This is a genomic window from Mangrovivirga cuniculi, from assembly GCF_005166025.1.
Classification (GTDB): Bacteria; Bacteroidota; Bacteroidia; order Cytophagales; family Cyclobacteriaceae; genus Mangrovivirga; species Mangrovivirga cuniculi.
In genome coordinates this window covers 4,072,845-4,097,088 of the sequence record NZ_CP028923.1, presented here as the reverse complement: position 1 = coordinate 4,097,088, position 24,244 = coordinate 4,072,845, and the positions used below count along the sequence as shown (strand labels likewise).

Genomic DNA, 24,244 nt, shown 5'->3' with positions numbered 1-24,244 from the left:
TCCGGTTGTTTTTGTGGTCGTCTCAAATTGAGACGGCCATATTTACATACCGTAATCTTTTTCTACTTTCGCAATTCTTAATCTGAAAGAGCTATACCATTCTTTCCTTCCTTTTTTTCTGGCAATAGAATGTTCAACATTATTTTTCCAGTTTTTTATTGATTCCAGATCCTTCCAGTAAGATACGGTAATTCCTACTTCGTTTCTGGCGTATTCGACTCCTAAAAACCCGGGTTGATCTTTTGCTAATTCGACCATTCTCTCTGCTGTTTCTTCATAACCATTATCAACTGATGTTCGAATAGAACTGAAGATCACAGCATAATAAGGAGGCTTAGGAGTATTGGCGATCATTTTTCTTTAAATAAATCTAATTGTCGTGGTAATAGTTGAAAGCTCTTTCGATGTAAAGGAGAAATTCCATAGGTGCGAATTCCCTCTCTGTGTTGTCGGGTTGGATATCCATAATTTCTTTCCCAGCCATAATAAGGATGTACCTCGGCATACTGTTCCATCAACATATCTCTATGTGTTTTAGCAAGTATAGAGGCAGCGGCTATTGAGAAATATTTTGAATCTCCTTTAATAATGCATTCATGACTGATCTCCGGGTAAGGAGTGAAGCGATTTCCATCAATTAATAACAGGTCTGGTCTGGTTTTTAATTGATCAACGGCTTTATGCATAGCCAGAAATGAAGCTTTTAAGATATTAATTCGGTCGATTTCTTCAGGTTCCACCACAGCGATAGCCCAGCTTATTGCAACTTCTTTAATGTCATTGACTAATGATTCGCGGGTTGTTTTATTTAGTGCTTTGCTATCGGTAAGTATATCGTGTTCAAAATCTTTGGGCAGGATCACCGCCCCGGCAACTACCGGACCTGCAAGGCATCCTCGTCCTGCTTCATCGCACCCCGCTTCAAATTGATAAGTATCTGAAAAAAATGACTTTAACACATTACAAAACTATAGCATTTTAATGAGAATGTGAATCCTTGTGAGGTAATTCCCATTTTATTCCCAGGAAAAAATTTCTTCCGGCAACAGGCCCGTAGTTATAAGCAGTATCGAAGTTGTCTGCAAAGCCAATTGGCGAATCTGGGTCTCCTGTTCCTGATAACGGAGAGTATTCCTGGATGTAGTCAAAAATGTTATTTACACCTGCATAGGCAGCAAAACCCTTTTTAAATGATTTTTCAACCTTCAGGTCAGCGACGAAATAGGTTGGTGTCCATCTTGGTCTGGCGACCAATTCTTCGCTTGGAGATTGATCAAAAGTCAATGGCATCCTGACCGGGCCATTTAATCTCATGTTTAATCCCAGAGTCCAACCAGCTTTAGGAATTGTATATGCGATCGAAGTTAAGGCTGTCCATTTCGGTGCAAATTCAATTGATTGATATCCCTCATCGGTTTGTTCATAAACTTCCTGGATGTTCAATCCCTGGTTGATAGTAATCCCGTTTTGAAAATCTATAACGTTGGAAAGATTTATACCTCTCGATATAAAATGACCCTGGGTGTTAGCATATATGATTTGCCCGGGAGTATCGTAATCAGGAGTGATACGGTTTGAAAACCGGGTATAAAATACATCCAGATCAAGCATTCCCTGGTTATTATTAAATGTATAAACGTGATTCAGGTTCCACGCAATGTTATACGATTGCTCAGGCTTTAGATCCTCCTCAATAACAATTTCTCTCTGACCGGAAACAAAGGCGTGATCTTCTGTAAATAAGTTTACAATTCTAAAGCCAGTACCAAAACTCAGCGAAGAGGAGGTAACGGGAGAAAACTTTTTCTTTAAGTGCACTCGTGGAGATGGTATCAACCCATGAGCATTGTAATAATCAAGTCTCAATCCGGTAAGAAGATTCCATGAATCATTTATTTCCCAGTTATCTTCGATGAATATTCCAGGATTATATTGAGCCGAAGGATTGTTGATCACCTGTCCTGATCCAACGGTTTCCTCGGTTGCTACGGTGTTGTCATCATAATGATTCAATCTGAAAGTCGCTCCGGAGAGTATATTGTGATTTGTTATATTAAAATTTTTACTTAAAGTAATAAATCCTGTTCTCTGAGTGGCTTCATAGAAATCACTCCCGTAATAAGAGTTCTGCTCATGATTACTCAGTGAAAAGTTGATGTTTAAATTTTTAGCACCAGGGACTTCATATTCCCCAAAGATCATTACTCTTTTTGTATAGATGCTTTCACCATAGATTGAATCATTTCCTCTTATTTCTCTATAGGCATTATCTTTTAAATAGGGTTCAATTCCGTTTCTTCTGTCTTCATAATATACCTGGGCGCCTAATTCAAAATTATTACCTTGTTTTTGAGCTATGTTCCAGTTGGTATACATGGATATTCTTTCAAAATCGATCATGTCATTGAAAAGATCTTCATTTTTATCGATGAAAGATCTTTTATATCCACCATTTAATGCGATAACACCGTCAGTCTCTCCAATTTTAGTGCTGTAAACAGCATTTCCATAAACTTCTCCAAAGCTGGTTCCCATCAAATCGATAGAGGCTTTAGGCATATGGTAATCATCTTTAGTAATCACATTAATAACTCCAGCCATCGCTTCCGAACCATAAAGAGTGGAAGCCGGGCCTCTGACAACTTCCAGCCTTTCAATAACTGAAGAAGGAATACTATTCAGACCATAAACACTGGCCAGGTTGCCAAATAGAGGAGTGCCATTGATCAATATAGCAGTGTATGCGCCAGGCAGGCCATTGATACTGACAGAATTTGTATAACAAACTCCGCATGCAACAACCTCATTGACTCCATTGATCATCTTAAATGATTCCATTAATGATGAACCACCTGATGGAATAAAATTATTCAGTTGCCGGGAAGAAATGACTTCAACTTTAACTGGTGAATTCTTTCGTGCATTAGGCATCATCGTCCCGGTTACAGTTACTTCATTTAACCCTAGAATATTTTCCTGTAATTCAATTTTAAGCGGTTTATTTCCTGACGCTTTTACCATTTGTGTCTTAAATCCAAGACAACTGACCTGTAGGTTGTGATTTTTACCAGTTAATCCTTTTAGTTCGAATTCGCCATGTTCATCAGTGACCGTTCCAATCCCATTATCTGTTTTCACAACAGCTCCCGGTATGGGTGAGTTCCCATCAGTAATTATCCCTTTGATCATATACTCCTGGGCGTGACAAAAATATATTGAAACAGAAAAGAATAAAGTAACTATTAGTCGATTCATAAGGTAAATCTAAAATTTTACTCAAAGATAATAAAAATATTTTTAGAGTAGTCTAAAAATTAAGAGTGAAAATGTAAAATTATTTAATATTCATAATAAGGCAGGCATACCTAAAAGATGTTAGATTTGTGCTATGGATGAAATGTACAACCCGTGGAAAACCCTTGATGGCCGGGAAGTTTATGAAAACCCCTGGATTAAAGTCGTGGAATACAATGTTCTAACTCCAAATGGCTCTAAAGGGATTTATGGTAAAGTAAGTTTTAAAAATAAAGCCTTAGGTATAATACCGGTAGATGAAGAAGGTAATACCTGGCTTGTCGGGCAATACCGTTATACTTTAGATGAATACTGCTGGGAAATTCCGATGGGTGGAGGGCCAAATGAGCTTGATCACCTCGAATCGGCCAAAAGAGAATTAAAAGAAGAAACAGGACTCGTTGCCTCAGATTGGAAAAATATTATGAGAATCCATACGAGTAATTCAGTTACAGATGAAGAAGGCTTTGTTTATCTGGCTACCGGATTGACTCAGAAAGACCCAGAACCAGAGGAGACTGAAGTGCTTAATGTTAAGAAATTACCGCTTAAAGAAGCAGTGGAATGGGTCATGGAGGGAAAAATAACCGATGCAATATCAGTTGCTGGTTTATTGAAGGCAGCCAGAATTCTCAATGTCTGAGAAAGTTAAATGAATTATTTCGAGCATTTTAAAATAAACTTTAACCTGGCAGTTCCGGTAATGATCAGCCAGTTAGGCCACATTATGGTAAATGTGGCTGATAGCGCAATGGTCGGACAACTGGGAAAAACTCCTTTGGCAGGATCAGCTCTTGCCGGAAGTATTTTTAGTCTTGCAATGACATTTGGTATAGGACTATCGATCGGTGTTACTCCTTTTGTTGCTGCAGCTGATGGTGAGAAAAATTATAAGAGACTTGGTGGACTTCTCTATAACGGAATGATTGTTGGCATTGGAGGAGGTCTCCTGTTATGTCTGCTCGTTTTCGCTGTTTTTCCGGCATTACCCTATTTTAATCAACCTCCGGAGGTGGTGACTATTGCTAAACCTTACCTGGCTGTAATCGGATTTTCATTGATCCCGTTAATGTTGTTTCAGATTTTGAGGCAATTTGTAGAAGGTCTTGCTTTTACCCGGGAAGCAATGGTCATTATTTTATTGTCTAACGTATTGAATATTATTCTCAATTATATATTCATTTTTGGTAAGCTTGGTATGCCTGCAATGGGGCTTCTGGGAGCTGGTTATAGCACTCTTATTTCCCGGGTAGTAATGATGCTTGCAATATGGTTTTTTGTAGCAAAGAACAAGCGATTTAATATTCACCGGCGTTTTGCCCTCAGGGCGAGATTTAAAACCGAAACAATTAAAGAGATATTAAGAGTAGGGCTTCCCGGGGGAATCCAATATACATTTGAGGTGGGTGCTTTTGCCTTAGCTGTAATCATGATGGGCTGGCTGGGAAAAGTTGAGCAAGCCGCACACCAGGTGGCTATTTCCCTGGCATCTGTTTCCTATATGATGGCCTCCGGACTTTCAGCAGCTGCAACGATCAGGGTAGGAAATCAGCTTGGTAAAAAGGACTTCCCTACTTTAAAGAAGGCGGCTCATACTTTATTTGCAATGGGACTGGTTTTTATGGGTATTTGCGGACTTTTCTTTGCTTTGGCCAGTCAATGGTTGCCAACATTATTTATCGATGATCCGGAAGTAATATCCCTGGCATCGAATTTAATAATTGTTGCTGCTGTTTTTCAGCTATCTGATGGGTTGCAGGTTGTTTGCCTGGGAGCTCTACGAGGACTTACCGACGTTAAAATCCCAACTATTATTACTATGCTGGCCTATTGGGTTTTTGGTTTGCCGGTGAGTTGGCTTTTTGGATTTAAGCTCGGTTATGGAGCCGAAGGAATATGGTATGGACTGTTGATTGGATTGACAATTGCAGGTGTGCTTTCATTGATCCGTTTCGAATGGTATACTAATGCAGTAGTAAAAAGAAATAGTTACAGAGTCGAATCATAACCTTCATTTTTCGACATTTGAGAAAAAAAATGCATCTTTATGAATTAAGATATTTTTATCATGAGTAAATACAACATATTATTTCTTCTGTGCACTTTATTGTTTGTTTCCGCTTGTAAAGAAGAGGAAAAGGTAGAAAAAACCGATCAGGAAGGTAGCAATTATGAAATCATGTCGATGGAAGAGAGGGCTAAAGTTATAGACTCTCTTTTGCAAATCAGAATCAATAAGGTCTTGCCTGAATTGATGGATAGAACAGGTATCGATATGTGGATATTGATTAGCAGGGAGTATAATGAAGATCCCGTTCTTGAAACAATGCTTCCTGCAGAGTGGATGTCAGCAAGAAGAAGGACTATTTTAGTTATTTCTTATAACGGTGATAGTTTGAATACTTATGCCATAGCCAGGTACAATGTTGGAGATGTATTTAAAAAAGCCTGGGATAAAGAAGAAGAGCCCGATCAGTGGATGGCACTACGGAAGTTAGTCGAACGGCATAAGCCAAACAAAATTGGTATCAATATTTCCAGGGATTTTGCCCTGGCAGATGGAATGCCAAAAACAGAATACGATGCCTTGTTGAAAGCATTACCTCAAAATTATGGCAACAAAATTGTTTCTGCGGAAGGTCTTGCAGTTGGCTGGCTGGAGACCAGGACTAATGAAGAAATGGCTCTTTATAAAGATATTTGCAATATTGCTCATAAGATCATTGCAGAAGGGTTTTCAAATAAAGTTATTACCCCGGGAGAAACCACAACTGATGATGTGGTCTGGTTTTTCAGACAAAGAGTTAACGAACTTGGTTTAAAAGCATGGTTTCATCCTACTGTAAGTGTTCAGCGATCTGATTCTGAGAATTTCGATCATTTACGTAGCTTCTCCGATAGCCCGGGAGACAGAGTTATTATGCCCGGAGATCTTCTTCATGTAGATTTTGGTATAACTTATTTGCGTTTAAATACGGATACTCAACAGCATGCCTATGTCCTTAAAGAAGGAGAAGAGTCGGCTCCTGAGTATTTGGTTGAAGCGTTAAAGACCGGCAATCAACTTCAGGATATTCTGACCGATCAATTCCTTTTGGCAAGAAGCGGAAATGATATTTTGGCAAATGCCTTAGCCGAGGCAGATAATCAGGGTATAAAAGCCACCATATATACTCATCCAATAGGTTATCATGGTCATGCTGCAGGTCCAACGATTGGAATGTGGGATGCTCAGGGTGGAGTTCCGGGTCCGGGAGATTATCCGCTTTATTCGAGAACGGCCTACAGTATCGAATTAAATCATGCAGTAAATATAGAACCATGGGGAAAGGAAATCAGAATAATGCTTGAAGAAGATGCATATTTTGATGGGGAAAAAGTGACTTACATTGATGGTCGCCAGGAAGAATTTCTTTTGATAAAATAGAACAAATCATATTTTGATATGATACATATATTAGATCTGAATTTTCAAAACATAAGAGAGTCGATTGCTGCATTCGCGGTGGAGACAGATAATGGACCTGTTTTAATAGAAACAGGGCCGCATTCGACCTACAGGTTTTTACGAAGGGCTACTAAATTACGTGGGCTTGAAATAAAAGATGTTAGGAATGTGCTATTAACGCATATTCACCTTGATCATGCTGGAGCTGCCTGGAAACTAGCTATTGGTGGAGCAGATATTCACGTTCATCCTAAAGGGTCGAAGCATCTGGCCAACCCTGATAAATTGATGGAAAGTGCCGGTAGAATCTATGGTGATAGCATGGATACCTTATGGGGAAAGATGAAGTCTATTCCTGAAAATCAAATAAAGGAGGTTGCAGATAATGATATTGTGTCAATTGGTGGAGTAGATTTTAAAGCACTTCATACTCCGGGTCACGCATCTCACCATATCGCGTGGCAGGTAAATGATTCAATCTTTACCGGTGATGTTGGTGGGGTTAAGATCAATAATGGTCCGGTAGTAGCACCATGTCCCCCACCTGATATAGATATTGAAGCCTGGGACAAATCGATCGAAGTCCTCAGAAAGGCTGATCCAGCACGATTATTTTTAACTCATTTTGGAGAGGTTTCCGGAAGGGAAAATGTAAAGGCTCACTTAGATCAACTTCAGGAAAGTTTACATGAAATATCTGATTGGATAAAACCATATGTAGAGGAAGGTGAATCGGATGAAAAAATAATTCCGGAATTTCAGAAGAAGATGCATCGTCATCTAAAGCAAAATGGTGCCACTATTGGAATGCTGGAACAATATGAAGCTGCAAATCCAAGTTGGATGTCTGTAGCGGGATTAAAAAGATACTGGAAAAAGAAAGCTGCCAAATAAGCATTTTTAAAATGAAAAAGTTCTTTAAGCTTGTTTACACTATTTATGGTGCGATAACTTTCGTTATTGTCTTCCTGTTTTTATATCCTTTTTTCTTATTGTTGATCTTTATCAAGCCTCTTCAAAAAAATCTTCATTTTGTAAATCATATATGGGCACGAATCTGGTTTACCTTTGTCGGAATGCCTGTACATGTGATTAAAAAGCAGAAGTTTTCTTCCAGGAAGCAGGTGATTTTTGTAGCCAACCACTTTAGCTATATGGATATAGCCATAATGACCTGGTTATTTAATAACTTCATATTTATGGGAAAGGCCTCAATTGCAAGAGTACCACTTTTCGGATACATGTTTAAAAAGTTGCATATAACAGTAGATAGAAGCAGAGCGAAAGATAAGTATGCCGCATACAGAAGAGGTCTCGAAAAGATTAAAGAAGGAAAAAGTCTGGCAATATTTCCCGAAGGAGGGATAAGGGCTAAAAACCCTCCTGTAATGGCACCTTTTAAAGATGGTGCTTTCAGACTTGCCATAGAACAAAATGTTACAATAGTGCCTGTCACACTTCCTTATAATTGGTTAGTTTTACCTGATAATGAATTTTTGTTCTCTTGGCATAAACAAAAAATCATTGTTCATGAGCCAATAGAAACCCATGAGATGGATGAAAAGGATATCCCAATTTTGAAAAACCGGGTTTACAATATCATTCAAAATGAATTAAATAATCATTTTCCGGCTCATGATTCCGTAACAGAAACCGTTAATGCATGAAGATCAATAAAGAAACCGTAAGAAAAATTGCTCATCTTGCCAGGCTCGAGTTAAATGAATCACAGCAAGAGAGTATGATCAGTGAATTATCAGAAATCCTTGACTGGGTAGAAAAACTCAATGAATTAGATACGGAAGGAGTCGAGCCATTGATCAATATATCAGGTGAAGTTAACCGGTGGAGGGAAGATGAAGCTAAATTAACCATAACTCATGAAGAAGCGTTAAAAAATGCTCCAGAACATGACGATGACTTTTTTATTGTTCCAAAAGTAGTAGAATAATGAACAATAATTTTTTAGCTAAAAAAAAGAGCATCACAGGTAAAATTCTTCTATATGTTTTATTTCTGGCATTTATAGGTGCCGGAGCCTGGTGCATTGTCGCCTATATAAATAATGGTGAGGATATTTTTCCCTGGAATGAATTATATAGCTTACAAAAAGTCACACAACCACTTTTTTCATTTTCCCTTGTAACCAGTCAATTTAATATTCTAGCAGAAAATTTTGTAGGTATTATTTCCTATGGTTCCGGATTGATGACAATACAGGAAGATCCGTTCTTTTATCATTTAATTATTTTCTTCCTTGGTCTGTCAGTAATTTTAAGTGCTTTACCTGCTCTGCATAAATATTATTTTTATATCGGTATAACTCTGGTTATGCTCATTCTTATCTGGTCTGATGTTGGGTCACTTCTGCTTTTTGGCAGACTGGATAAAATACCGGTGGTATTGACTATTATTTTGCTTTTAGGACCTACTCTATTTTTTAAATTCAGATCGAAACAAACCAAGTTTGGTAGAAGATGGATGATCAATCTGCTTACTATTCTGTTTTTTGCTTTAATAGTGATCAATTTTAGTGAGTTGGACAGGCCGTTGATGCTTCTTTCAGCTAATTTGATTCATGGTAGCCTGATTATCTTTGGAGTAACAGTTTTGTTCACTGCACATGATTTATTGACAATAGTTGCATATTATATCGGAGGAAATACTCGTTCAAATCCAACTTATTTACAGTTCATTTTTGCCTTCCTTTTATTATCCGGTAACCTGATATTGTTATATCTTGGTTTTCATGAAGATCAGAATATTGACTTGGTACTCGCACCGGCAATTATTTTATTTATCGGTGCTTACCTTGGAGGGTGGATCTCATGGAAGTTAAAGCTTAAAGAAGGTGAATTTATTATAGACTGGAATGTCGATGGTAAATTCTTATATCTGGGTCTCGGTTTGGTGAGTTTAGGATTGATCGGTTTCCAGGCAGCAACGTCAGTTGATACGCTTTTATACTCGATCAATGATTTGATTATCTTTTTACATCTCGGTCTTCTATTTAGTTTTTTCATATATGTAATAATCAACTTTAACCAGTTTCTAAAACAGGGAATAAGAATAGGTGATAATTTGTATCGCCCTAAAATCATTCCTTATGTAAGTGTATTTGTACTTGGAACTGTTATTGGACTCGGTTTGTATTTTATTACTGGTCAACTTGTAACCAAATATGGAAAAGCTTCACACCAGAGTCTGATCGGAGATTATTATTATTTTCTGGATCAGCGGCAGCAGGCAGAAGTCTATTTTAGAAGATCCCGTTTCATTGCCAATAGAAATATTCATGCTAATATGGCTCTCGCATCTTTAATGAGATTGAGAGGTGAAAAGGTTAGAGAACAGGTGTTTTATGCAGAGGCTGTTAAACTATCTCCTGACCTCAGAGCTCAGCTAAATTCTATACGATTACTCAGAGAGGAAGGAAGAGAATTTGAAGCATTATTCAATATCAATGAAGTGGAACAATATTATAGTGACGACCCACAATATTGGATAGCAAGAGGAGCAGCTTATTCCAATGTTAAAATATATGATTCTGCAGTCTGGAGTTTTGAGAAGGCGTATGAGTTAGGGTTTGAAGAAAAAGCAATAGCCAATATAATGGCAGTAGAAAGTCTGTTGAGTGTAGGTGAAGATACTGACTCTCTTAATAATGCTATATCGGTTGAAGATCAATCAGATCTATATAGGGGAAACCTGATCGCTTTGAAAAATTATCAGAAAGAAGAATTGTCCAATTTTAATTTTACCCGGTCAGACTCTGTTTTAGATAAGCCTTCTTTCATTCTGTTGAATAACGGTGTAGTGAATCAGATAATGAATCTGAAAGATTCGATTGAGGAATTGGAGCGTTACCGATACCAAATTCAAAATGCAGAATTTTTAGGTAATGTTGAACAGCTTAGTATTTTCAGGAATTATGTGAAGGGGGATTTTACAGCATCAATTTATGAGCTCGCCGGACTCGCCGGTAGTTCTACCGGAAGCTATTACAGGTTTTTACAAGGGATGCTAATGGCAGATATGTATCATCCGGACCTTGCTGCGGATTATTTCTTTAGAGCTGAGGAAAGTGGATTTGAAGGTAGTGCCTGGGTTGGTATTGTTGCCTTACTTGAAAGCGGAGAATTATCAAGAGCCAGAGATATTTATAACGATGCAATAAATTCAGGATCTGTCCCACCTGATTATCTTAAGGAGCATGAATCTTTTTTAATAAATATGGATATTTCTGGCATTCAGGATCAAACAGTTGTCTTGAAAGAACTGTTAAATGAAAACCCATATATTAAGGTGAGTAAGCTAATTGGTGTTGATACGATCCCTTCAGAAATAAGAATTGAGCTGGGTAAATTTGAAGCCTCAAAGGGTCGGATCGATCGGGCTAAAAAGTTAGTAAATGGCATTGAGGCCCAGGTAGAACCGGTCACTGGGATGATTCTTGGAATCAATGGTCCGGTAGAACAATCTGAATCAGTAAGAGAAAAGATTTATAGTCAGTTTTTCGACAATTACAAAGATCTTTCTTCTGATGATCTCGAAGCCAGGGCTTTGGATTTATTATATGAAACTCCTTTGATCTTAATTATAGCAGAAGAATTAGCTTCTCGTGATGAGATTTTAAAAGCAAATAATGTTTTAGCCAATGCATTTAATATTCAGCCACAGAATGAAGCTCTGCAGATCGCTTACGTAATTAGTAGTGCAAATGCAGGTCTTGAAGATTATGCCAGGAAAACATTTAGCGATATAAGAAGTTCTATCCCTGCAGATTCAGTTAGAAATTTAGAATTAATGATTGAAGACCTGCTTCAACAACCATCAACAGACTGGGAATAATCCGATTGTCATTATTTCCTTCCGCTTATAAATTATTGATACAGAAAATGCTGTGTTGTTGGTTAATTTATATTGCTAAATAATATAAGATCATGAGCAAGGTCATTGAGACTAGTAACATTTCCAAGATATATAAAATGGGTACTCAGACAGTTGAGGCCCTTAAAAGTATCACCATTTCTATAGATAAAGGAGAATATGTAGCCTTTATGGGGCCGTCTGGTTCCGGTAAATCCACATTGATGAATATCGTAGGATGTCTGGATACGCCAACAGCGGGATCATATGTTCTTAATAATCATGATGTATCCAGTTTATCAGATAATGAATTGGCTTTGATCAGGAACAAGGAAATAGGATTCGTTTTTCAGACTTTCAACTTATTGCCGAGAGCAACGGCTCTGGAAAATGTAGCCCTGCCACTGATCTATGCTGGAATGAGAAAATCTGACAGGCTGGAAAAAGCTATGGGAGTGCTTAAAAGTGTCGGGTTAGGAGATAGAGCTGATCATAAACCAAATGAATTGTCAGGAGGACAAAGGCAGCGTGTAGCTGTAGCCAGGGCTTTGGTTAATGACCCGAGTATTATTCTTGCAGATGAACCAACCGGTAACCTGGATACAAAGACATCTTATGAGATTATGGATCTTTTCCAGAAACTTCATGACCAGGGAAACACCATAATTATGGTTACCCATGAAGATGATATAGCACATTATGCTCACAGAATTGTTAGGCTTCGCGATGGATTGATTGAATCTGACGAAGTAAATACCGATATTCGTACAGGTAAAATTGAAGCTTAAATGAAAGTTTATACAAAAACCGGTGACGACGGTACCACAGGCATACTTGGTGGAACACGATTACCCAAATCTCATATCAGAATTGAAGCCTATGGAACAGTCGATGAACTGCTCTCCTGGATAGGAATGGTTAGAGATCAAAAAGTAAATGAAAATCGCAATGATTTCCTAGTTAGAATTCAAGACAGGCTTTTTACTTTAGGATCATACCTTGCATCAGACCCTGAAAAATCAAAGGTTGCTATTCCTGAAATAAAAGAAAAAGATATAAAAGACCTTGAAGCTGAAATGGACTCAATGGATGAAAACCTGCCTCCATTGAAAAACTTTGTTCTTCCCGGAGGAAACCAATCGGTAAGTTATGTTCACATAGCGAGGACAGTTTGTCGCAGGGCAGAAAGAGCAGTAGTGTTACTTAATGAACACCAGGCTCTTGATAAAAAGGTGATACATTACCTTAACAGACTTTCTGATTACTTATTCGTCCTTTCAAGAATGAATTCCAAAGAATTAAATGCTACCGAAACACCCTGGATCCCGGAGAAGTAAATCAAGGTTGCTGGTATAATGATTTGAAATTTTATTTTGTTGATTAGATAAAATGTTGAATCCGTCAATATTTAATTTTGACAGAATAAAAGATGTCTTCTTTTTATTATAAGTAATCATTGGGTTACAAGATTTAAAATTGATATTTTTGCAGATATTTTAATCCTGGAGCACAATCTTCAGAAAACCCGAAATAACCCGTCATGACCGAAACTATTGATATTAAAGTAACGAGGATAAAAGAATCCAAACTCCCGGGAGTTGATTTTGATAATATCCCATTTGGTCGTATTTATACCGACCACATGTTTATGGCCGATTACATAGATGGAAAGTGGCAAAACTTTGAAATCTTACCCTATGGTCCGTTGGAACTTGATCCGGCCACGACAACTCTTCACTACGCACAGTCTATTTTTGAAGGATTAAAAGCATATAAGTCCGAATCAGGAGAAACTCTTGTCTTCAGGCCTTTCGCTAATTTCGAGAGATTAAATAAATCCGCTGAAAGAATGTGTATTCCTGAAGTACCAAAAGAATTGTACGAACAGGGAATGAAAGCATTGCTTGAAATTGATAATGATTGGATTCCTGAAGAGGTAGGTAAGTCATTATATATTCGTCCTTTTGTATTTGGAACGGATGATTTTATCGGAATACGACCATCTGATAACTATAAATTCATGATAATTACCTGTCCGGTAGGATCGTATTATGCTGAACCGGTTAGTGTAAAAATAGAAACACATTATACAAGGGCAGCGAAAGGTGGAGTAGGATATGCTAAAACAGCCGGTAATTATGCGGCATCATTGTATCCTGCGAAATTAGCTGCACAGGAAGGATATCAGCAATTGATCTGGACGGATGGTCAGGACCATAAATATATCGAAGAATCTGGGACAATGAATATCATGTTCAGAATCGATGATACATTAATTACTCCTCATACTGGTGATTCTGTTTTGCCGGGTATTACCAGAGATAGTGTTTTGAAATTAGCGAGAGATTGGGGATATAAAGTTGAAGAAAGAAAAATATCAGTTGATGAAGTAGTAAAAGCAGCCCAGGAAGGTAGAATTCAGGAGGCTTTTGGTACAGGAACTGCAGCAACCATCGCTCATATAAAAAAGATCGGGTACGAAGGAGCAGACTATGAATTGCCTCCGATCAAGGAAAGAGAATGGTCAAACAAGTTTCTGAAAGAACTTGATATGATAAAATACGGCCAGGCAGAAGATAAATTTGGCTGGAACTATAAATTATAAGAATTTTAAAGTTTTTTAATTAAAATCACGGCCAGAGGTCGTGATTTTTTTATGAATAATAAGTTAATTACCTTTTATATAGCAAACGAGAAATCTGTGGCTATTTCTTAATAAATTGATTCATCACCAAGTAAATACTCTTTTATGAGATCGACGTTGATAACACTCATATTGATTTTTTCTTTTTCAATGACCTATGGGCAGCAGTTTATTAGGTTAAGTAATAAATCTGGCTCCAAGAGAAAAGTTATAAACGTCGGAGATCCCTTTATCTATAAATTATATAATGATGATACAGTTTATAAAGATCAATTGGTTGGAGTAACAGATTCAACTTTTCAATTAACTTATGAGACATTAAAACCAGAAGAAGTACAGACCGTTTATAAAACTGAAACAAATTTTATGGATAGGTTTTCCGGTTACTTAATAGCCGGTGGAGCAATTCTGATTACGATAGATTTCTTAAACATTCAAGTCGTTCAGGACGCTGACTATGAGCCAAACAGTGGTATTTTTATTGCAGGAGGTACAATGATTGGTGCAGGCCTGATCTATAAACTACTTAGAAGGAAGAAATATCGACTCGATAAAAGTTGGGAGTTGCGCCTGATAAATATTGATAGTTTTAAGGATGTATCTAACTAGCTACCTTCTTCAAGATTAAACAAAATGTTCATAACTTTGCATCAGATAAATTAATCGAATAATTTTTTACTAATATATATGACTTCAGATCAGCTTAAGAGTGTAAAGGCCAGAGTAGAGGCCTTGAGGGGTATCTTTGACTACGATAAGAAAGTAGACGAAATCAAAGAGATGGAAGATCTTTCTGCCCAGCCTGATTTCTGGAATGAACCGGATGAGGCAGAAAAAGTAATGAAAAAAATGAGGTCCCTCAGACAATGGACCAAGGCATTTGATAGTATTGATACCATGTATGGAGATGTAGAAACACTCCATGAATTTTATACTATGGATGAAGCCTCAGAAGAAGAAGTAAATGAAAGCTATAAGAAACTTGAAGATGCTCTTGAGGAGCTCGAGTTTAAAAGAATGCTTTCAAATGAGGAGGATCAATTAAGTGCCATGATGGAGATCAATCCGGGCGCCGGAGGAACCGAAAGTCAGGATTGGGCAGACATTCTGATGAGAATGTACGTGATGTGGGGAGAAAAAAATGGATTTAAAGTCAGAGAGGTGAATTATCAGCCTGGAGATACTGCAGGATTGAAGTCTGCTACGTTGGAGTTTACCGGAGAATTCGCATATGGATATCTGAAAGCTGAAACTGGGGTTCACCGACTTGTCAGAATATCTCCATTTGATAGTGGAGGAAGAAGACATACATCATTTGCATCAGTATATGTCTATCCTCTGGTAGATGATTCTATTAGTATCGATATCAATCCTGCTGATATTACTTGGGAAACATTTCGTGCTGGTGGAAAAGGAGGTCAGAATGTAAACAAGGTAGAAACAGCCGTACGTTTAAGACATGCTCCATCGGGAGTTGTTGTCGAATGTCAGCAGGAAAGAAGCCAGTTGCAAAATAAGGAAAAGGCAATGAATATGCTTCGTTCCAGGCTTTATCAGATAGAGATAGAAAAACAAAATAAAGCCAGAGAAGAAGTTGAAAGCTCAAAGATGGCGATTGATTTTGGTAGCCAGATCCGGAATTATGTCCTGCATCCCTATAAGTTAATAAAAGATGCCAGAACCGGAGTTGAACGAACTGACGTTCAAAATGTGCTTGACGGAGATATAAATGACTATATAAAAGCATTCTTAATGGGTAAAAAGTACGATAAGCACGGCGAAAACACCGAAGAAGTATGAGTTTGAAGGTCGATATGGTCGACCTGAAAAGGCAACATGCCTCATTAAGGAATGATATCCATAAAACCCTGGATGATGTCATGGATGAATCCATGTTCATCCAGGGTTCTTTTGTTAAAGAGTTTGAAGAAAATGCCTCGAAATTCCAGGGTATAGAATATTGTATTGGTAGTGGCTCAGGAACCGGGGCACTAATTATCGCTTTAAAAGCATTAAAAGTAAGGCGTGGAGACCAGGTGATAATTCCGGCCAATGGTCATGCCTCTGCCGTTGAGGCGGTATTGTTATGCGGTGGCAGACCTGTGTTCTCTGATGTGGATCCTAAGACATTTACACTGACAAGCGATACAATTCTCCCTTTATTAAATAAAAAGACTGTTGGAATAATTGCAGTTCATCTGTATGGACAGGTTATTCCAATGAATGATTTTGCCGAACTAAAGGAAAAGCACGAATTGTGGATACTTGAGGATTCAGCCCAGGCGATAGGTAGTCGTTGGGAAGACCCTGAAACCGGAAAAACAATTCCTGCCGGGGGTTATGGAGACGTTTCTGCTTTTTCATTTTATCCGACTAAAAACCTTGGAGCCATCGGTGATGCCGGTGCCTGCATGACTAACGATGAAAAATTAGCCAGGCAGATCAGAATGATTGGTGATCATGGTCAAATTGAAAAAGATTTTCATGTCTTAACTGGTGTCAATTCCAGACTGGATAATCTGCATGCTGCTATTTTAAATGTTAAGCTAAGGCATCTGGAAGACTTAATAGAAAAACGAAGGTTAAATGCAAAGATGTATTTTGATAAATTGAAGCCTAATGGATATTTCAGTCTTCCGTTTGTACATCCAAAAGCCTATCATACTTTTCATCAGTTCGTATTGACATTTAAAACAGAGAAAAGAGATGAATTCCGGGAATATTTAAAAAGTAAGGGTATTCAAACGCAAATCCATTACCCGGTAACACTCAATAATCAGCCTGCTTTCAGAAGATATGTTAAAAAAGAAAATGACTTGAGAAATAGTAATTGGCTGGTGAATAATATAGTTTCAATTCCAATCCATTCAGAACTCAGAAATGAAGAAGTTGAATATGTGGTTGAAACAATTAATACATTTTGTGAGTAGGATACCTATATTGTTTTCTGTTAAGGTATTTTAAAAGCAGAAAATAAATTGACTTTTGAACGTTATAACAAGGATGGATAGAAAAATAATTTATTCAATTTTAATAAGTTTTACTTTATTTTTTAACAGTAAAGCGCAGACGCAGGATTCAATTTTTATTTTACTGGAAAACCCTAAAGTTCAGATCGAATCGACTGATGCTGTAAATAATCTTTATAATTTCAGATTTGAAAAGGCTGATCTGCAATTTGGTTGGTTACAGCAGGAATATCCATGGCATCCGTTGGGTTACTTTTTGAGAGGGTTGTCAGAGTGGTGGAAAATCTTGCCAAATATGCAGGATAAAAGCCGTGATGATCGCTTTCATGCTTATATGGATTCGGCGATATACCTGGCTGAATTTTTATATAAAAAGCCACCAAACAAAATTGAAGCCTCATTCTTTTTAGCCGCAGCATATGGATTTAAAGGACGACTTTTAAGTGAAAGGGAGGAATGGTTGAAAGCTGCATCAGCAGGAAAAAAAGCCTTGAAATATTTGGAGGATTCTGAAGAATACACAAATCTGAGTCCTGAATTTCTTTTCGGTCATGCACTTTATAACTATTATTCAGTCTGGATTCCCGATAATTACCCTGCTCTTAAACCCATTTTGATATTTTTTAAGAAGGGCGATAAAGATCTGGGTATTAAACAACTGAGAGAAGTAGCAAACAATGCATTTTATACCAGGACAGAAGCACAGCATTTCCTGGTAAAGATTTTAAATTCAGAAAAGAAAAACAAAAGCGAAGCCCTTCTTGTAGCAAAGCTTTTGATGGATACCTATCCGAAGAATTCTGTCTTTATGATGTATTATGCAAGATTGCTTTATAATTCCGGAAGGTGGTCGCAAATGGTTCCGGTGTGTGACACCATTATGACGCGAATAGATGCCAATGAGTTTGGTTATGGGCCATGGGCCGGAAAGTATGCCGCATTTTTCCTTGGGGAACATTATAAAGCCAAAAGAGAAAATGAAAAGGCTAAGTATTATTATCGCAGGGCTATTGATTTTGGTGAAGTTGGTGAAATGGAAGAGTCAGGATACCATTTATATAGTTTATTGAACCTGCTAAGAATTGCGGATGAAGAAGAAGATCATGAAGTTGCCGAAGAATATGTAGAGGCGATCAGGGATCATTCTGATCGCAAACATCCGGCTAATAAGGCAGCAAGGAAATATCTGAAAGAAAGAAGAAAAGAGAAAAGAGAAGGTAAATTTTTAGGAATTTTTTAATTTCCCATATGGAAAAAATTGTTTTGATCGGTGGGGGTGGGCATTGCCGTTCTGTCATTGATGTAATTGAAAGCCAGGGAAGATATGAAATCGCCGAAATACTTGATGTAGAAGAAAAGTTAGGTGATCAAATATTGAATTATGAAATTTCTGGAAAGGACACAGATATACCGGAATTGGTAAAAAAATATAACAACTTTTTGATTACTATCGGTCAGATCAATTCCGCAAAAATCAGAATTAAGTTTTATAAGGAATTAAAAAAACTCGGAGCGAATCTACCGGTTATAATTTCTCCGAATGCACATGTGAGCAAACATGCTAAGATTGGAGAAGGTTCTGTTATAATGCATGGAGCGATTATTAATGCCGCAGCAAAGGTAGGGATTAACAATATCATTAACACAAATGCTGTGGTTGAACATGATGCTTTCACAGGATCACACTGCCACATATCTACGGGGGCGTTTTTAAATGGGGAAGCTATTCTAGGAGACGGATCTTTCCTGGGTAGTGGAGCAAGAACTGCTCAATGTGTAGAAATCAGTAAAGATACAGTTGTTGGAGCTTCAAGTTACGTTCACAAAAACATCACCAAATCTGGCGTTTATATTGGGGCGCCTGCTAAAAAAGTAAGCTGATGCAATTTAAAGATTTTCTCATCGGTCCATTATTTCTGATTATTATCCTTTCGATAGCATGGATGATCAGGAGGAATGTGACTCAAAAAGAAGATCGAAAGTATTTTTTTCCCGCTTTATTGTTGAGATTATTCGGAGCCCTGGGTTTGGGTTTGCTATATGATTTTTATTATGGAGGAGGCGATACATTTACATTCCACAGACATGGAAGTCGAATCATATGGTCCTCGCTTTTTGATGATCCGGTAATTTGGTGGCAATTGATGACACAACCGGGTGAATATTTGCCTAAGTCATTTGAATATGCCAGGAATATCTGGGTTTTTAGAGATTCTGCATCTTATTTTGTAGTTAGAGCCGCCGCTTTATTTGATACATTTACTTTCGGAAGTTATGTGGGAACTGCTTTTTGTTTTGCCTTTATAGCTTTTTTGAGCCACTGGATGATGTACAGGGCTTTTTCAAGATTGTTTCCTGCAATTAGAAGGTATATAGCATACGCAGTGTTATTTATTCCATCCATAGTTTTTTGGGGTTCTGGGATATTAAAAGATACAATTACATTGGCTGCGCTGTGCTGGTTAGTTTACTTCTTTATTGAGTTCTTTATTCAGAAAAGAAGAAGCTTGTGGTTAATATTATTGGCTATTTTATCAGCCTACACTTTATTTTACGTGAAGATTTATATTTTTCTAATTGCTGTGCCGTGCTTATTATTATGGTGGACAAGTAGAAATATAGGTAAAATTAAAGATCCCCTGATTAAAGCGTTGGCTATGCCTTTTATCGGTAGTGTTTTGTTAGTTGGATCTTATTATGCCATGATCATAGTAGGGGAACAAAATAAAAAATATAAGCTTGAAAACATAGCGGAAACTGTTCAGGTTCAGGCTTATGATATAGCATTTTGGACAGGTCGAGGAGCAGGTTCGACGTATGATTTGGGTGAGCTGGATGGTACCTGGGAAAGCATGTTTAGGCTTGCGCCTCAAGCAATAAATGTCGCGTTATTTAGACCATATCCCTGGGAGGTGAGAAACCCACTTATGGTTCTTTCGATGATAGAAAGTTTGGGTATGATGCTTTTTACGCTTTATATTTTTACCAGGACAGGTATTAAGGAGATGATAATTAATTTGAAACGACCGGAGGTATTATTTTGCCTGGCATTTTCTTTTGGATTTGCCTTCGCAACTGGTATATCAACTTTTAATTTTGGGACTCTCTCAAGATATCGTATTCCTCTGCTTCCGTTTTACGTACTTGGATTGTTGATAATCTGGTATTATCAGGAGGTAAGAAAATTTGATAAAAAATTGGCTTTTATGAAATATTAAAAAAGTTAATCGGTATAAATATTTGATAGTTTTACTAAATAGTATTGAGTATTAAGAATCGAATTGACTTAGTTTTTTCACTGAAATGACTTTTTAATGGCAATATCATTAGTAACCGGAGGTGCAGGTTTTATTGGTTCACATGTTGTGAATAGTTTATGGCAGTTGGGCCATGAGGTAATTGTCCTTGATGACCTTAGTGTAGGATTTGAACAAAATATCAACTCTCGAGCAACATTCATGAAGGGTTCAATTTGTGATTATAAATTGGTCAATAAATTATTTAGTAAATATAAATTTGATTATGTGTATCATTTAGCTGCTTATGCTGCTGAAGGATTAAGTCATTTTATAAGAAGGTTTAATTATAATAATAATCTTATCGGAAGCGTGAATTTGATTAATGCTTCGGTTAAAAATAAGGTAAAGTGTTTTGTTTTTACCTCTTCAATTGCTGTTTATGGTTCACAAGTAGTACCAATGACTGAAACTGCCACTCCACAGCCTGAAGATCCTTATGGAGTAGCTAAATATGCCATCGAAATGGATCTTAAAGCAGCATACAAGATGTTTGGCTTAGAATATGTGATTTTCAGACCACACAATGTCTATGGTCCTATGCAAAATATTGGTGACAGATATAGAAATGTGATAGGTATATTCATGAATCAATTACTTCAGGATATCCCATTAACAATTTTTGGAGACGGTAGCCAAACCAGGGCCTTTAGTCATATTGATGATGTAGCACCTCATATAGCCAATTGCGTTAATATAAAAGAAGCATATAACGAAATATTTAATATCGGTGGGGACACTGAATATAGTGTGAAGGAACTTGCTGATACAGTTATGAAAGTAATGGGTATTGATGGAGAAATTCGAAATTTAGAAACCAGAAATGAAGTAGTTCACGCATATGCTGATCATGAAAAAGCGGAAAAAGTTTTTGGTATTGATCAAGATTCACTTATTACCCTGGAAGCAGGTTTAAAAGAAATGGCAGACTGGGTAAAAAAGAAGGAGTAAGAAGCACTCCTAAATTTGAAAATATAGAAATTGAGGAGAAACTTCCTGAAGCTTGGTTAGAGGATTGAAATAATGAGATCACCTTTAGATATTTACCATATAATGGATCACCCTTACAACATTTAATGTTTCAATAATATTGATTTTTATGTTCTTAGGTTATTGTATTAGTAAAGTGATATTTAGGTGAAAAGACTTAAAAACCTTTCTTTATTAGCAATAACTGAATATTTACTTTTTACCTTTTCAACACCTTTTTTCCCGGTTTTTATTCTCAATTCTGAATTTTGTATAAGTTCTGAAATATAGTCTTTCCATTCACTTTGGTTATTCGCAAAAAATCCTTCTTTTCCATGAGTAATTATTTCCTTATTAACTCCTATCGGAGAAACCACAGCTGGTTTTCCAAGAGAAAGATATTGTAGAGCCTTGAAACCACATTTACCCCGGCTCCATGGATCATCTGTTAGAGGCATGATTCCAATGTCTATGTGATTAAGATCTTTAATTTCAGTGGCTTTAGCCCATTTAATAAATTTGTAATTACTAATATCAGGCTCCGGATCTATATTGCAGATAACCAAAAAATCAAAAGATAGATCTTGCTGTAACTCTTTGATGACAGGGAAAAGCGGAAATAAATATTTGATAGTTGAATGTGTTCCGGTCCAGCCTACAGTTACAATATCTTTTGCTTTTGAGAGTGATACAGGTTTATGGTATTCTGTATCTAAAGTTGTAGGAATAATGACTACATTTTGGTTGTGCTGAGATGCGAATTCAGCAAGATATTTGTTCCCAACAGAAATTTTATAAGACCATTTACATATTAATTTAACCTTGCCCGGATTTTTTAATAATTGGCCTAATTTGTTTACCTCAGATTTGTCAGGCAACCAGATAGCATCATCGAAATCGTAGATGATTTTTTTATTGAGAATATTTGATGCAATATATTCAAACCATGGAGGACCTAAAGGTGTTGCTTCGCGATGAATGAAAATGTAGTTATACTTTGAAATGCTGAAGAGGGTAACAAAACGACTTAGAAAGCCAGAAAGAGTATAAAACACTTTTAAAAGAATATTACCTGAAGAATAAAGGTTTTTCCATCCTTTTTCAGAAAAAAAGTGTTTTGTCTGTATTTAATTCCTTTTTGATTGAGATAGTTGAAGTATTGTTCAAACCTGAAGCGTTGTGAAGGTGCTTCGTTAAATGGATAGGGTGTTAAAAACAGAATATTTCTTTCGTAGGATCTGGAGTTATCTTTTTTGATCATTTATTTTTTATATCTCAACTTAGAATTAATTCTTGGATGAAATTTAAAAGTTATATATCATTTTTGATTCATAAACTTCATTTTATTAATCTAGAGTTATTTGCATATTACACTTATAGGAATTAAGACTTATATTGGTCTTTAATTTGGTGAAAGGTTTTAAGCGATGATTAATTCTTTTCTGTAAAACTAAGATTATTTTAATACCTTTCTTTTGCTGGGTTTGAGTAATACTTTTTTAAACGACTAAAACTTCCGATTAAATAGCTGAAAAAGGATTTCCAATAATTATGAAGCTTAATTTCAATTACTTTATGGATAAAAAATGAGATTGCTATAATAGTTAAAAATATCAAGATATATGCTAGTACTAAATTAGTATCATTAGCGAAATAATTAATTAGCATATAGCCAATATGAGCATGTATTAGATATAAAGAGTATGTAAGACCTCCAGCAGTTTTAGAATACGGTAGTTTTAAATTTTGAACTTTATTAAGATTCTGAATAATGAATAGTATAAAAAATGAAGAAATTATTGTTCCTGTAATAAGCTGCGAATAAAAGGTTTCTTTAATTTGAGATAATTCCATGGATTTACTGATAGAAAAGTAAATACAAAAGAAGTAAGTAATGATTAAACTTAAAATGGCGCTCCATTCCTTATTATTCTCTTTAATTATTCCAAACAGTGCACCAGCACAAAAGAAATAGTAATATTCCCCTAAATAAATAATAGATTCTTTACCAAAGAATAAAGCAGTACAAAAAAGTAAAGGCCAGCAAATGAATATATATTTTAAAAATTTCTGCAAGCCAAGTAAAAGCAATATAAAAAAAGCAAAATAGAATTTGATTTCGAATATTAAGGTCCAATAAACTCCATCTATATGCTCAATTTCTAAGAATGACTGTAACATTGTTAAATTGGATAAAATTTGTGTTACAGTTACCGACATTAATTCACCGCCCAGGAAAAATGCAAAAAATGAAGTAAGCAATACAGCAAACCAATAAGTTGGATAAAGTCTGGTGGCACGGTTTATTGAAAATGAGATTGGACTTTTTTCTTTAGAAGAAATGTATATAACAAATCCACTAATCATGAAAAAAAGCTCTACACCCAAATAACCATATTTTGTAAAATCAATTAACCATGGAATGTGACTAATTGATTGTATCTTTCCATTTGTAATTCCATTAAACGTGTAGTGAAATAGTAATACAAATATTGCAGCAAAAAATCTACTGTAGTCTAATATTTCTAACCTCTTCATAATAAATATATCCTGAGCTTAATTTTTGCTTCTATTGGAGTTTATAAAAGTATGGAAATTATAAAATTTGGCTTAAAACAAATTATTACACTCTTTTTCAAAAGTAAAATTATCGCATTCACATATTTTAATTTAGATTTAAATTCTCTTTTTATGCTCAATTTAAATAAATATTAATTTTTGCAGGCTTAAAGGAGAAGTGTTGTTATTTTAGAAT

General features: G+C 36.4%; 23 protein-coding genes. 17 read left to right on the top strand and 6 right to left on the bottom strand.

Going from position 1 to position 24,244, the window contains the following annotated elements; translation table 11 throughout:
* Nucleotides 1–42 precede the first annotated feature (42 nt).
* Genes DCC35_RS17960 through DCC35_RS17950 form a run of 3 tightly spaced genes read right to left on the bottom strand, consistent with a single transcriptional unit; the run spans nt 43 to nt 3,255 of the window.
* Complete coding sequence (locus DCC35_RS17960) at nt 43–354, bottom strand: antibiotic biosynthesis monooxygenase family protein (RefSeq protein ID WP_137092103.1); 312 nt, start codon at nt 352–354, stop codon at nt 43–45.
* The gene (locus DCC35_RS17955; protein WP_137092102.1) at nt 351–959 is read right to left on the bottom strand and encodes a ribonuclease HII; all 609 of its coding nucleotides are present in this window, start codon (nt 957–959) and stop codon (nt 351–353) included. The genes DCC35_RS17960 and DCC35_RS17955 overlap by 4 nt, the downstream gene beginning before the upstream one ends.
* A gap of 19 nt (nt 960–978) precedes the next feature.
* Nucleotides 979–3,255 carry a TonB-dependent receptor gene (locus DCC35_RS17950; RefSeq protein ID WP_137092101.1) on the bottom strand — a complete coding sequence of 759 codons (2,277 nt, stop codon included), beginning with the start codon at nt 3,253–3,255 and terminating at the stop codon, nt 979–981.
* A 142-nt stretch (nt 3,256–3,397) separates the two neighbouring features.
* On the opposite strand from DCC35_RS17950, the gene DCC35_RS17945 reads away from it, so the two are divergent.
* The 17 genes from DCC35_RS17945 (at nt 3,398) to DCC35_RS17865 (ending at nt 21,471) form a co-directional block, all read left to right on the top strand.
* Complete coding sequence (locus tag DCC35_RS17945; protein ID WP_394347744.1) at nt 3,398–3,937, top strand: NUDIX domain-containing protein; 540 nt, start codon at nt 3,398–3,400, stop codon at nt 3,935–3,937.
* Between the two features lie 9 nt (nt 3,938–3,946).
* A complete protein-coding gene (locus DCC35_RS17940) occupies nt 3,947–5,302 on the top strand; it encodes an MATE family efflux transporter (protein WP_137092099.1) in 1,356 nt (451 codons plus the stop codon).
* A gap of 60 nt (nt 5,303–5,362) precedes the next feature.
* The gene (locus tag DCC35_RS17935; RefSeq protein WP_137092098.1) at nt 5,363–6,721 is read left to right on the top strand and encodes a M24 family metallopeptidase; all 1,359 of its coding nucleotides are present in this window, start codon (nt 5,363–5,365) and stop codon (nt 6,719–6,721) included.
* 18 nt (nt 6,722–6,739) lie between these two features.
* Nucleotides 6,740–7,636 (top strand): MBL fold metallo-hydrolase, encoded by an 897-nt coding sequence (locus DCC35_RS17930; protein WP_137092097.1) that lies wholly within the window; start codon nt 6,740–6,742, stop codon nt 7,634–7,636.
* Nucleotides 7,637–7,647: 11 nt separating this feature from the next.
* Nucleotides 7,648–8,409 (top strand): lysophospholipid acyltransferase family protein, encoded by a 762-nt coding sequence (locus tag DCC35_RS17925; RefSeq protein ID WP_137092096.1) that lies wholly within the window; start codon nt 7,648–7,650, stop codon nt 8,407–8,409.
* The gene (gene gatC / locus DCC35_RS17920; protein WP_137092095.1) at nt 8,406–8,693 is read left to right on the top strand and encodes an Asp-tRNA(Asn)/Glu-tRNA(Gln) amidotransferase subunit GatC; all 288 of its coding nucleotides are present in this window, start codon (nt 8,406–8,408) and stop codon (nt 8,691–8,693) included. The genes DCC35_RS17925 and gatC overlap by 4 nt, the downstream gene beginning before the upstream one ends.
* Nucleotides 8,693–11,593 (top strand): tetratricopeptide repeat protein, encoded by a 2,901-nt coding sequence (locus DCC35_RS17915; RefSeq protein ID WP_137092094.1) that lies wholly within the window; start codon nt 8,693–8,695, stop codon nt 11,591–11,593. Before gatC ends, DCC35_RS17915 begins: the two co-directional genes overlap by 1 nt.
* A gap of 92 nt (nt 11,594–11,685) precedes the next feature.
* On the top strand, nt 11,686–12,399 hold the full coding sequence (locus DCC35_RS17910; protein WP_137092093.1) for an ABC transporter ATP-binding protein: 714 nt from the start codon (nt 11,686–11,688) through the stop codon (nt 12,397–12,399).
* Nucleotides 12,400–12,948, top strand: coding sequence for a cob(I)yrinic acid a,c-diamide adenosyltransferase (locus tag DCC35_RS17905; protein ID WP_137092092.1), 549 nt, complete (start codon nt 12,400–12,402; stop codon nt 12,946–12,948).
* Between the two features lie 203 nt (nt 12,949–13,151).
* Nucleotides 13,152–14,216, top strand: a complete 1,065-nt coding sequence (locus DCC35_RS17900; RefSeq protein WP_137092091.1) for a branched-chain amino acid aminotransferase — start codon at nt 13,152–13,154, stop codon at nt 14,214–14,216.
* A gap of 144 nt (nt 14,217–14,360) precedes the next feature.
* Nucleotides 14,361–14,864 carry a hypothetical protein gene (locus DCC35_RS17895; RefSeq protein WP_137092090.1) on the top strand — a complete coding sequence of 168 codons (504 nt, stop codon included), beginning with the start codon at nt 14,361–14,363 and terminating at the stop codon, nt 14,862–14,864.
* Between the two features lie 78 nt (nt 14,865–14,942).
* Nucleotides 14,943–16,055: a peptide chain release factor 2 gene (prfB, locus tag DCC35_RS17890; RefSeq protein ID WP_137092089.1), complete on the top strand. Its 1,113-nt coding sequence runs from the start codon at nt 14,943–14,945 to the stop codon at nt 16,053–16,055.
* Nucleotides 16,052–17,185: a DegT/DnrJ/EryC1/StrS family aminotransferase gene (locus tag DCC35_RS17885; protein ID WP_137092088.1), complete on the top strand. Its 1,134-nt coding sequence runs from the start codon at nt 16,052–16,054 to the stop codon at nt 17,183–17,185. The genes prfB and DCC35_RS17885 overlap by 4 nt, the downstream gene beginning before the upstream one ends.
* A gap of 73 nt (nt 17,186–17,258) precedes the next feature.
* The gene (locus DCC35_RS17880; RefSeq protein ID WP_137092087.1) at nt 17,259–18,464 is read left to right on the top strand and encodes a tetratricopeptide repeat protein; all 1,206 of its coding nucleotides are present in this window, start codon (nt 17,259–17,261) and stop codon (nt 18,462–18,464) included.
* 8 nt (nt 18,465–18,472) lie between these two features.
* Nucleotides 18,473–19,105 (top strand): acetyltransferase, encoded by a 633-nt coding sequence (locus DCC35_RS17875; protein ID WP_137092086.1) that lies wholly within the window; start codon nt 18,473–18,475, stop codon nt 19,103–19,105.
* A complete protein-coding gene (locus DCC35_RS17870; RefSeq protein ID WP_137092085.1) occupies nt 19,105–20,442 on the top strand; it encodes a hypothetical protein in 1,338 nt (445 codons plus the stop codon). Before DCC35_RS17875 ends, DCC35_RS17870 begins: the two co-directional genes overlap by 1 nt.
* Before the next feature lie 96 nt (nt 20,443–20,538).
* A complete protein-coding gene (locus tag DCC35_RS17865) occupies nt 20,539–21,471 on the top strand; it encodes an NAD-dependent epimerase/dehydratase family protein (RefSeq protein ID WP_217495881.1) in 933 nt (310 codons plus the stop codon).
* 182 nt (nt 21,472–21,653) lie between these two features.
* Here the strand turns inward: DCC35_RS17865 and DCC35_RS17860 are convergent, their stop codons facing one another.
* From DCC35_RS17860 to DCC35_RS17850, 3 genes are all read right to left on the bottom strand, one after another.
* Complete coding sequence (locus DCC35_RS17860; protein WP_175402865.1) at nt 21,654–22,544, bottom strand: glycosyltransferase; 891 nt, start codon at nt 22,542–22,544, stop codon at nt 21,654–21,656.
* A gap of 2 nt (nt 22,545–22,546) precedes the next feature.
* Nucleotides 22,547–22,750: a hypothetical protein gene (locus DCC35_RS17855; protein ID WP_137092083.1), complete on the bottom strand. Its 204-nt coding sequence runs from the start codon at nt 22,748–22,750 to the stop codon at nt 22,547–22,549.
* 200 nt (nt 22,751–22,950) lie between these two features.
* Complete coding sequence (locus tag DCC35_RS17850) at nt 22,951–24,027, bottom strand: acyltransferase family protein (protein WP_137092082.1); 1,077 nt, start codon at nt 24,025–24,027, stop codon at nt 22,951–22,953.
* Nucleotides 24,028–24,244: the final 217 nt, after the last annotated feature.

What these genes read in the sequence shown, in the direction of transcription:
- DCC35_RS17960 (WP_137092103.1), bottom strand. Translation starts at nt 354, where the DNA reads ATGATCGCCAATACTCCTAAGCCTCCTTATTATGCTGTGATCTTCAGT.
- DCC35_RS17950 (WP_137092101.1), bottom strand. Translation starts at nt 3,255, where the DNA reads ATGAATCGACTAATAGTTACTTTATTCTTTTCTGTTTCAATATATTTT.
- DCC35_RS17945 (WP_394347744.1), top strand. Translation starts at nt 3,398, where the DNA reads ATGTACAACCCGTGGAAAACCCTTGATGGCCGGGAAGTTTATGAAAAC.
- DCC35_RS17940 (WP_137092099.1), top strand. Translation starts at nt 3,947, where the DNA reads ATGAATTATTTCGAGCATTTTAAAATAAACTTTAACCTGGCAGTTCCG.
- DCC35_RS17935 (WP_137092098.1), top strand. Translation starts at nt 5,363, where the DNA reads ATGAGTAAATACAACATATTATTTCTTCTGTGCACTTTATTGTTTGTT.
- DCC35_RS17930 (WP_137092097.1), top strand. Translation starts at nt 6,740, where the DNA reads ATGATACATATATTAGATCTGAATTTTCAAAACATAAGAGAGTCGATT.
- DCC35_RS17925 (WP_137092096.1), top strand. Translation starts at nt 7,648, where the DNA reads ATGAAAAAGTTCTTTAAGCTTGTTTACACTATTTATGGTGCGATAACT.
- gatC (WP_137092095.1), top strand. Translation starts at nt 8,406, where the DNA reads ATGAAGATCAATAAAGAAACCGTAAGAAAAATTGCTCATCTTGCCAGG.
- DCC35_RS17915 (WP_137092094.1), top strand. Translation starts at nt 8,693, where the DNA reads ATGAACAATAATTTTTTAGCTAAAAAAAAGAGCATCACAGGTAAAATT.
- DCC35_RS17910 (WP_137092093.1), top strand. Translation starts at nt 11,686, where the DNA reads ATGAGCAAGGTCATTGAGACTAGTAACATTTCCAAGATATATAAAATG.
- DCC35_RS17905 (WP_137092092.1), top strand. Translation starts at nt 12,400, where the DNA reads ATGAAAGTTTATACAAAAACCGGTGACGACGGTACCACAGGCATACTT.
- DCC35_RS17900 (WP_137092091.1), top strand. Translation starts at nt 13,152, where the DNA reads ATGACCGAAACTATTGATATTAAAGTAACGAGGATAAAAGAATCCAAA.
- DCC35_RS17895 (WP_137092090.1), top strand. Translation starts at nt 14,361, where the DNA reads ATGAGATCGACGTTGATAACACTCATATTGATTTTTTCTTTTTCAATG.
- prfB (WP_137092089.1), top strand. Translation starts at nt 14,943, where the DNA reads ATGACTTCAGATCAGCTTAAGAGTGTAAAGGCCAGAGTAGAGGCCTTG.
- DCC35_RS17885 (WP_137092088.1), top strand. Translation starts at nt 16,052, where the DNA reads ATGAGTTTGAAGGTCGATATGGTCGACCTGAAAAGGCAACATGCCTCA.
- DCC35_RS17880 (WP_137092087.1), top strand. Translation starts at nt 17,259, where the DNA reads ATGGATAGAAAAATAATTTATTCAATTTTAATAAGTTTTACTTTATTT.
- DCC35_RS17875 (WP_137092086.1), top strand. Translation starts at nt 18,473, where the DNA reads ATGGAAAAAATTGTTTTGATCGGTGGGGGTGGGCATTGCCGTTCTGTC.
- DCC35_RS17870 (WP_137092085.1), top strand. Translation starts at nt 19,105, where the DNA reads ATGCAATTTAAAGATTTTCTCATCGGTCCATTATTTCTGATTATTATC.
- DCC35_RS17865 (WP_217495881.1), top strand. Translation starts at nt 20,539, where the DNA reads ATGGCAATATCATTAGTAACCGGAGGTGCAGGTTTTATTGGTTCACAT.
- DCC35_RS17855 (WP_137092083.1), bottom strand. Translation starts at nt 22,750, where the DNA reads ATGATCAAAAAAGATAACTCCAGATCCTACGAAAGAAATATTCTGTTT.
- DCC35_RS17850 (WP_137092082.1), bottom strand. Translation starts at nt 24,027, where the DNA reads ATGAAGAGGTTAGAAATATTAGACTACAGTAGATTTTTTGCTGCAATA.